The organism is Comamonas sp. CAH-2, assembly GCF_009668305.1.
Taxonomy (GTDB): Bacteria; Pseudomonadota; Gammaproteobacteria; order Burkholderiales; family Burkholderiaceae_C; genus Comamonas; species Comamonas aquatica.
The window spans coordinates 1-7814 of the sequence record NZ_VSWF01000067.1 but is presented as its reverse complement, the minus strand read 5'-3'; the positions used below and the strand labels follow the sequence as shown (position 1 = coordinate 7814).

At 62.2% G+C, this 7814-nt stretch carries 8 protein-coding genes and 3 pseudogenes; 5 read left to right on the top strand and 6 right to left on the bottom strand.

Annotated elements, in window-relative coordinates; genetic code table 11:
• Window positions 1-262 precede the first annotated feature (262 nt).
• The gene (locus FYM52_RS18390) at window positions 263-898 is read right to left on the bottom strand and encodes a LysE family translocator (RefSeq protein WP_154165136.1); all 636 of its coding nucleotides are present in this window, start codon (window positions 896-898) and stop codon (window positions 263-265) included.
• 279 nt (window positions 899-1177) lie between these two features.
• Between FYM52_RS18390 and FYM52_RS18385 the strand changes: the two genes are divergently transcribed.
• On the top strand, window positions 1178-2062 hold the full coding sequence (locus tag FYM52_RS18385) for a LysR family transcriptional regulator (protein ID WP_238826271.1): 885 nt from the start codon (window positions 1178-1180) through the stop codon (window positions 2060-2062).
• Here the strand turns inward: FYM52_RS18385 and FYM52_RS18380 are convergent.
• The 3 genes from FYM52_RS18380 to FYM52_RS18370 all read right to left on the bottom strand — a co-directional run bounded on the left by FYM52_RS18380 (window position 2059) and on the right by FYM52_RS18370 (window position 4173).
• A complete protein-coding gene (locus FYM52_RS18380) occupies window positions 2059-2613 on the bottom strand; it encodes a universal stress protein (protein WP_154165134.1) in 555 nt (184 codons plus the stop codon). The two genes, FYM52_RS18385 and FYM52_RS18380, sit on opposite strands and share 4 nt — an antisense overlap.
• Window positions 2610-3581 (bottom strand): TerC family protein, encoded by a 972-nt coding sequence (locus tag FYM52_RS18375; protein WP_043383995.1) that lies wholly within the window; start codon window positions 3579-3581, stop codon window positions 2610-2612. Before FYM52_RS18375 ends, FYM52_RS18380 begins: the two co-directional genes overlap by 4 nt.
• Before the next feature lie 79 nt (window positions 3582-3660).
• Window positions 3661-4173, bottom strand: a complete 513-nt coding sequence (locus tag FYM52_RS18370; RefSeq protein WP_045267226.1) for a universal stress protein — start codon at window positions 4171-4173, stop codon at window positions 3661-3663.
• Between the two features lie 179 nt (window positions 4174-4352).
• Between FYM52_RS18370 and FYM52_RS18365 the strand changes: the two genes are divergently transcribed.
• The 3 genes and pseudogenes from FYM52_RS18365 to FYM52_RS18360 all read left to right on the top strand — a co-directional run bounded on the left by FYM52_RS18365 (window position 4353) and on the right by FYM52_RS18360 (window position 6715).
• A complete protein-coding gene (locus FYM52_RS18365) occupies window positions 4353-5237 on the top strand; it encodes a LysR family transcriptional regulator (RefSeq protein ID WP_042417352.1) in 885 nt (294 codons plus the stop codon).
• Window positions 5238-5482: 245 nt separating this feature from the next.
• A pseudogene (locus tag FYM52_RS19225) lies at window positions 5483-5776 on the top strand (Arm DNA-binding domain-containing protein); the annotation flags it as partial.
• Window positions 5777-5788: 12 nt separating this feature from the next.
• Window positions 5789-6715, top strand: coding sequence for a site-specific integrase (locus tag FYM52_RS18360; protein WP_314711233.1), 927 nt, complete (start codon window positions 5789-5791; stop codon window positions 6713-6715).
• A gap of 76 nt (window positions 6716-6791) precedes the next feature.
• Here FYM52_RS18360 and FYM52_RS18355 read toward each other — a convergent pair.
• Both FYM52_RS18355 and FYM52_RS19005 read right to left on the bottom strand, forming a co-directional pair.
• Window positions 6792-7154 (bottom strand): annotated as a pseudogene (locus FYM52_RS18355) (IS3 family transposase); the annotation flags it as partial.
• Window positions 7152-7295, bottom strand: a pseudogene (locus FYM52_RS19005) (heavy metal-binding domain-containing protein); the annotation flags it as partial. The pseudogenes FYM52_RS18355 and FYM52_RS19005, both read right to left, overlap by 3 nt.
• Before the next feature lie 108 nt (window positions 7296-7403).
• Here FYM52_RS19005 and FYM52_RS18350 point away from each other — a divergent pair.
• A partial coding sequence (locus FYM52_RS18350; RefSeq protein WP_154165132.1) for an IS5 family transposase occupies window positions 7404-7814 on the top strand: 411 nt, incomplete at its 3' end.

Below are 7814 nucleotides of genomic sequence, written 5' to 3'. Positions count from 1 at the left end.
AGATGGGGCAGTGTCGGTGAAGTCCATGGCAATTTCCTCGGGCAAACGCTGTGCTGGGGGCCATTGTTGGAGGTGGCGACGTTTTCTTGAATAGTCGTACATCCATGTTTACTTGCGCAATATTGCAAGTAATGGGCGCATGTGATGTGTGCTGATGCGGCCGTGCCTTACTGCAACCCACCTCAACATCGGGTGCACGGGGCGGCAGCGCCCGACACCGGCGGTGCAGGCCCAGCGCGGCGGTACGCGGTCGCCGCCGCGCCTAGCGGCGCTGCTCCAGCGCCAGGCGCACGGCCAGGCCGGCCAGCACCGTGCCCATGATCCATTTCTGGGCCCGCAGCCAGTGCGGGTTGCCCTGGAACCAGCGGGCGATGTGAGCGGCGAACAGCGTGATCAGCAGGTTGACGCTGAAGCTGGTGGTGATCTGGACCATGCCCAGCGTCATGCTCTGCCAGAACACCGAGCCGTGCGCGGCGCTGACGAACTGCGGGAAGATGGACAGGTAGAACATCGCCACCTTGGGGTTGAGGATGCTGGTGAGCAGGCCCATGGCAAACAGCCTGCGCGGCGATTCGGCCGGCAGGGGCAGGGTTGGGTCGAAAGGCGATGCCCCACCGGGCCGGACGGTTTGCCAGGCCATCCACAGCAGGTAGGCAGCCCCGGCCCATTTCAGCACTTCAAACGCCAGCGGCACGGCCATGAACAGCGCGGTGATGCCCAGGCTGGCCGCCAGCATGTGCACAAAAAAGCCCAGCACCACGCCGGCCAGCGAAATGACGCCGGCGGCGCGCCCCTGGCAGAGGGAGCGTGAGATCAGGTACAGCATGTTGGGCCCCGGGGTCAGGACCAGCAGCAGGGAGGCGCCGGCGAACACCAGCAGATCGTGGACGGGCATCATGGTGGGCCGCAACGCGCAAGACAGGGTGTTCGATTACACCAGGGGGCCGGGCCGCCTGGCAAGCCACCGTGCGACCAGCCGTGGTCCGCTGGGGTGCAGCCATGGCGACCTGCGGCCCACCGCTAGGCAGCTGGTGCAAAACTTGCTCTAATCCCAGCCATGACGCCACGGCCTGCTCCCATTTCTGCATCGGACCTTCACCCCGCCAGTGCTTCGGCGGACGGGGGCACGCCGGCGCCCCAGGGCCGCTCGCGGGCGGTGCTGGGCCAGCTCAGCGACATGGACCTGCGCCTGCTGCGCATCTTCAAGAGCGTGGTGGAGTGCGGTGGCATGTCGGCTGCCGAGCTGGAACTGAACATCAGCGCCTCCACGCTGAGTCGCCACATGAAGGACCTGGAAGAGCGCCTGGGCCTGGTGCTGTGCCGCCGTGGGCGCGCCGGCTTCGCCCTCACGCCCGAGGGCGCTCAGGTCTACGAGGCCACCTTGCAGCTGCTGGGCGGGGTGGGCCTGTTTCGCAGTCGCATCCATGCCATCCATGACCGCATGGGGGGCAGCCTGGAAATCGCGGTGTTCGACAAGACCGTGACCAACCCGCAGGCGCACATCGATCGGGCCCTCCAGGCCTTTCACCAGCAGGCGCCCGATGTGGAGATCCAGCTGCATGTGACCCACATGCACGAGATCGAGCGGGGCCTGATGGACGGGCGCTTCCAGGTGGGCGTGATCCCTGCACACCGCAGCTCGGGCAGTCTGGTGTACCGCGACCTGTTTGCCGAGCACATGCTGCTGTACTGCGGCCCCGGCCACCCCCTGTACGGCGCGGACCACAGCCAGCTGGACTGGCCGCACCTGCAGGCGCATGCGTTCGCGGGGTTGGGCTACCACTCGCCCAACATGGAGCTGGCCCACCGCGTGGGCCTGCGCCGCAGGGCCACCGGCTTTGACCAGGAGGCGATTGCCACCCTGGTGCAGACCGGCTGCTACCTGGGCTTCCTGCCCGACCACTACGGGCGTCTGCTGCAGGCCACCGGCCGGTTGCAGGCGATTGCGCCCGAGCGCTTTCACTACGACTGCCAGTTCGTCGCCATGTGGCGCCTGTCGCCGGCCCCCAGCCGTGCGGCGCAGGTCTTCATCGATTGCCTGGTGCAGGCGCACGCGGGCTAGGCGCCCGGTGTTGCCGGCATGGCTGGGGCACCGTTCACGATCAGCACCGGCAGTGTGGCGCGGCGCAAGACCTGGTCGGCCACGGAGCCCAGCAGCACCGATTCGGCCGCCGTCAGCCCGTGCGAGCCGACGGCAATGCCCAGGCTGCCCAGCCTGTGCGCCAGGCCCACAATCTCGTCAGCGGCCTCTCCCATGAGGACATGCAGGTTCCACGGGATGGACGCCATCTCCAGCAGGCGGCGCGCGGGGGCCGTGGTGGCCCAGCCGCCGCGTGCCAGTTCGGTTTCTGCGGCTTCCTTGCTCAGCCAGGATTGCACGTGCACCAGATCGATGCCGGTCCCCTGGCCCAGGGCCACCAGGCGGGCCGCCGCCTGCACGGCGTGCAAGGCACAGGCCGAGCCATCAACCGCCACCAGCCAGCGCGCACTGCCGGCCTGCTGAGCTTCTGCCGTGCCCAGCCATGCCACGGCGACGAGCCGGCCCAGGTCATCACGCTGGACCCGGTCAGGAGTGGGGATGCGGTCGTGATCATGGGACGTGGACAGGGTCATAGCGCACTCCGGGTTTTACGGTGGGAGAGGTGCATGCTCAGCAGCACCGAGGCCAGAACGATGGACCCGACGATCACCAGCGACCACTGCACCGGCATGTGGAACCAGGGCATGGCCAGCATCTTGCCGCCGATATAGATCAGCACCAGGGCCAGGCCGTACTTGAGCAGGTGGAAGCGCTCGGCCATGTCGGCCAGCAGGAAGTACAGCGCCCGCAGACCCATGATGGCGAAGATGTTGGACGTGAACACGATGAAGGGGTCGGTGGTCACGGCGAAGATGGCCGGGATGCTGTCGACGGCAAACACCAAGTCGCTGGCTTCGATCATCATCAGCACCAGGAACATCGGCGTTGCGTAGCGCAGGCCGTCGATGCGCACGAAGAAGGCCTGCCCATGAAAACCGGGCGTGATGCGCATGTGGCCGCGCAGCCAGCGCAGCAAGGGGTTCTTTTCCAGGTCCGGTTGCTGGTCGGCCATGACCAGCATCTTGACCCCGGTGACCACCAGCAGCAGGCCGAAGACATAGAGCACCCAGGCAAACTGCGACACCAGCCAGATACCGCCCAGGATCATGACCGCACGCATCGCGATGGCGCCGAGCACGCCATACAGCAGCACGCGGCGCTGCAGCTCCGGCGGCACAGCGAAGTAGTTGAAGATCATCACGAAGACAAACATGTTGTCGACCGACAGGGCCTGCTCGATGAGGTAGCCGGTGAAGAACTCCAGCGCCTTGCGGTTGGCGATCTCGCGGCCAGCCGTGCCATCCAGGTACCACCACCACAGGGCGCCGAAGGTGATGGCCAGGGCCATCCAGGTGGCGGTCCAGCAGGCCGCTTCCCGCGCGGAAACGCGGTGCGCCTTGTTGCCACCTAGCACGAACAGGTCCAGCAGCAGCATGGCCAGCACGAAGGCGATGAATCCGGCCCACATCGGGCCGGTGGCCAGGGATTCGATGTTGCTCATGGGCAGGCTCCCGATAGGGTGTTGGACGTTGGCAGCACCGGCATGGCGCGGCGGGTGTCAGCCGCCGCGGTGGATGGGCTCAGTTCGCGGCCATCCACAAGGCCAGTAGGCCCGCCCCCGTACCGACACCGGCCGGAATGCCCACGCGCTCCAGCCGCGAGGCCGCTTCGCCTGCGATCACCTCCACGGGCACGCTGGTGCGCTCCAGCACCTGGTTGGTGACCGAGTTCTCGACCAGCCTGACCAGGGAACTCTTGCGTGCCGTGCCCATGACGATGGCATCGCACTGCAGCCGGCGTGCGGTCTCGACAATGCAGTCGACCCTGTCGCCCACTTCGCAATGCACGGTGTAGGCAATCCCGGCGCTGTCCAGTAACTGCCGCGCCGGCGCCAGTGCCTGCCGGGCCTGTTCCTGGTGGAACTCCATCCGACCTTCATCGCTGCTGTGGTCGCTGATGAATTTCGAGAAGGGAGGCTGCACGTTGAGCAGATGGATGTCGAGTTTGCGGTGCTTGCTGCATTCGCTGATGACGTGGCGTACCGCGCATTGCGAACTGGCGGAACCATCCGATGGGACAAGGACTTTCAACATGGCACGTCTCCTTGAAATGGGGCGGTCTGTCAGGAACATCGCGTGCAGGTCCGGTGGTGGTCCAAGGGCTGTGCCGTGGCAAGGTCACCGGTCTTGCACAGAATGCAGCCCCACGATAGCGGGGCACCGGATTTGTAAAAGCAGATAATTGGGAAACCTCAGTTCTGGAAAACCGAACCATGGGCACAGGCTTCAGTTACCGGCATCTGTACTACTTCTGGGTGGTCGCCAAGGAGGGGGGCATGGCCCGCGCCGCAGCCCGCCTGGGCATGGCCGTGCAGACCGTGAGCACCCAGGTGCGCGAGCTGGAGCGTTCGCTGGGCTATGCCTTGTTCAAGCCCGCCGGGCGGGGCGTGGCGCTGACGGAGGCCGGCATCGCCGCCATGCGCCAGGCCGAGCAGATTTTCCAGTTGGGGGAACAGCTGCCCGACGTCGTGCGTGACGCCGTGGGTTCGCCCTCGGTGCGGCTGGTGATCGGCATTTCCGATGAGCTGCCCAAGCTGGCGGTCCGCAGCCTGATCCAGCCGGTGCTGCGCGAGCCCCACCTGCGGCTGCTGTGCCTCGTCGACGAGTTCGAGGACTTGCTGGGCGATCTGGCGCTGCACCGGCTGGACATCGTGCTGGCCGACCGTGCCGCGCCGCCCAATCCCAGCCTGAAGGTGTACAGCCACGCGCTGGGGGCCTCGGCCCTGGCCTGGTACGCGCCCGCCTCGCTGTATGCGACGGCGCGCCGGGGCTTTCCGGATTCTCTGGCGCGCGTGCCCGTGCTGCTGCCCACCACCCACGCGGCCGTGCGCGCCCGGCTGGACCAGTGGTTCGAGCGCCTGGGGATCAAGCCGCACGTGGTGGGTGAATTCGAGGACAGCGCCTTGCTCAAGACCTTTGGTGCCGCCGGCATGGGGGTCTTTCCGATGGCCGGCCTGGTGCACGACGAACTGGTGTCGCGCTACGGGGTGAAGCGCGTGGGCGCCTGCGAAGGCGTCGAGGAGTACTTCTTCGCGATCGGCGCCAACAAGAAGGTACTGCACCCGCTGGTGCAAAGGCTGCTGCCCAACCAACGCTAGGAACACCTGGCACGGTGTGGGTGTGTTGCGAGACCGGCAGGGCAGTGCAGCGGGTGAGGGCTGGGTGCCCCAAAGAAAAAGCGCCGTAAAGGCGCTGGTTGATTGGCTATCTGGCGGAGGCTGTGTCCGCCATTTTTATGTTCGTTAAAGTTCGATAAAAAACTATAACATGCTGATTGTAAATAAAAATTTAAGCTTTGACTGTTCGTTGGAGTTCGGCGAAAATCGCTAACAGCCCATGTTTTATGTGGGCAGTATGTGGGACAGGACTTCAGGCCAGCACATGTATGCCACGTATCGCTAAGCAACTATCGGATCGAGCTGTAGCAGCTATCAAGACGGAGGGACGCCATCCCGTTGGAGGTGTTCCAGGATTGCACCTGCGTGTCACTGGGGAAGGACATCGTGGTTGGGTGCTTAGAGTGCAAGTTGGCGACAAACGATGTGATTACGGCTTGGGAGCCTATCCAGAAGTTTCATTAGCAGATGCTCGCGAGAGGGCTCGGGACATGCGTGGGCAGATTAATGCAGGCGAGGCTCCAGTCGGGTCTATGCGTGCACGCAAAGCTTTGCTGATCGAGAAAACCTTTGTGCGTACTTTTGAGAGTTGTGCCGAAGCATTTCTTGAAGACAAGGAAAAAGAATGGAAGAACCCCAAGCACCGACAGCAGTGGCGCAATACCTTGCAAAGCTACGTCTACCCCTTCATTGGGAAATTGGGCGTCGATGAGATTGAGCTTCCTCATGTCTTGGCTTGCTTAGAACCAATTTGGCATAGCAAAACAGAGACTGCCGTACGCGTGCGTGGCCGTATCGAGACAGTTCTCGATTGGGCTCAAGTACGCAAGTACAGAAAAAAGGAAAACGTAGCAAGATGGAAAGGGCATCTGGATAAGGTGCTGGCGACTCCTAGCAAGATCCAGAAGGTAGAACATCACAAAAGCATTCCCTATGGAGAAATAGCGGATTTTGTGAGCAAGCTCAAACTTCGTCAGGGGATGGCTGCAAAAGCTCTAACGCTTCTCATTCTCACATGTACTCGATCTGGTGAAGTACGTGGAGCTGAGTGGAGTGAGGTAGATCTTGATAAGGGGATCTGGACTATTCCCGCTGAGCGTATGAAAGCTGGCAAGGAGCACCGTATTGCGTTGTCAAGTGCAGCACTGGAGTTGCTGAGGGCGTTACCAAGGGTCGAAGGTAGCAATTTGCTTTTCCCCGGCACCAAGGGGCAACCGCTATCCGATATGACGCTCTTGGCAGTGATGCGCCGTATGGATGTGGCAGCAGTTCCGCACGGCTTTAGATCTACCTTCCGCGATTGGGTAGGTGACTGCACTTCGTATCCGTCTGATCTTGCTGAGGCGGCCTTAGCACATACATTAGAGAGCAAGGTCGAAGCCGCATACAGACGCTCCGATGCACTAGAGCGACGTCGCTCAATGATGGAGGATTGGGCGAAATTCTGTGCCAAGCAGTAATGGCAACATATGTTGCCCCTGTTTCGTGGAGTTCTTAGCTCCCTGCTTACGTGGCCTTTTTGCGCTGTGCCTCGTATCAGCGTTGCTCGTATTGCATAGGGCTGAGATACCTCAAGCTCGAATGCAATCTACGGTAATTGTAGAAGGCCATCCAGTTCATGATTGCCTGCCTTGCTTGCTCCCGAGTAGCGAAGCGCTGCCCATGCACGCAAGCGGTCTTCAATCGACCCCAGAAGCTTTCGATGGGCGAGTTGTCCCAGCAATTGCCTTTGCGGCTCATGGACGAGCGTATGCCCCAGCCTGCTAATGCGGCTTGGAAGCTCTGGCTGCAATATTGACTGCCCCTGTCGCTGTGGAATATGGCTCCAGGTTCAGGCCGCCTTCGCCACCAAGCCATTGCCATGGCATCTTTAACCAAGCTGCTTTGCATGTGGGGCTGAAATTCGCGCAGTTCCGGGTCTTCATCTTGGTCCAGAGACGGCATCACCGGCTCCAGCGACATGCCACATTTGGGACAAGTGCCCGGATGGTCCTGGCGAATCTCCGGATGCATGGGGCATGTGTAGACGGTGCCTGTCACCGAAGGTTGCGATACCAACGAAGAATCGGCACCTGCAGTGGTGCGCGATTGATGGCCGACGCGACGTTGTTGCATAAATCGTTGCTCTTCCAGCGGTAGGCTTGCTGCATGAGTCAGCCCCGCAAACCCCGCTATAGAACCAGCAACTGGAAGCAGTACAACGCATCCCTCAAAGCTCGAGGCTCTTTGACGGTGTGGCTGGACAAGGGTATGTGCTGGTTTGCCACGGCAAGTGGCAAACGCGGACGCAGTCGGAAGTTCTCTGATGCAGCAATCCAATTTTGTTTGACGCTCAAGAACCTGTTTGGCTTGGCACTGCGGCAGACCACGGGTCTTGCCGAGTCGGTGCTGCATTTGTGTGGGCTTGCTTGGCCGGTACCTGACTTCAGCACGCTGTGCCGGCGCCAGCTCGATTTGAATGTACAAGTGCCGTACACACGCAGCCAAGCGGGACTGCATTTGCTGGTTGATTCAACGGGAATCAAGTTCTTGGGTGAAGGCGAGTGGAAATGCAAAAAG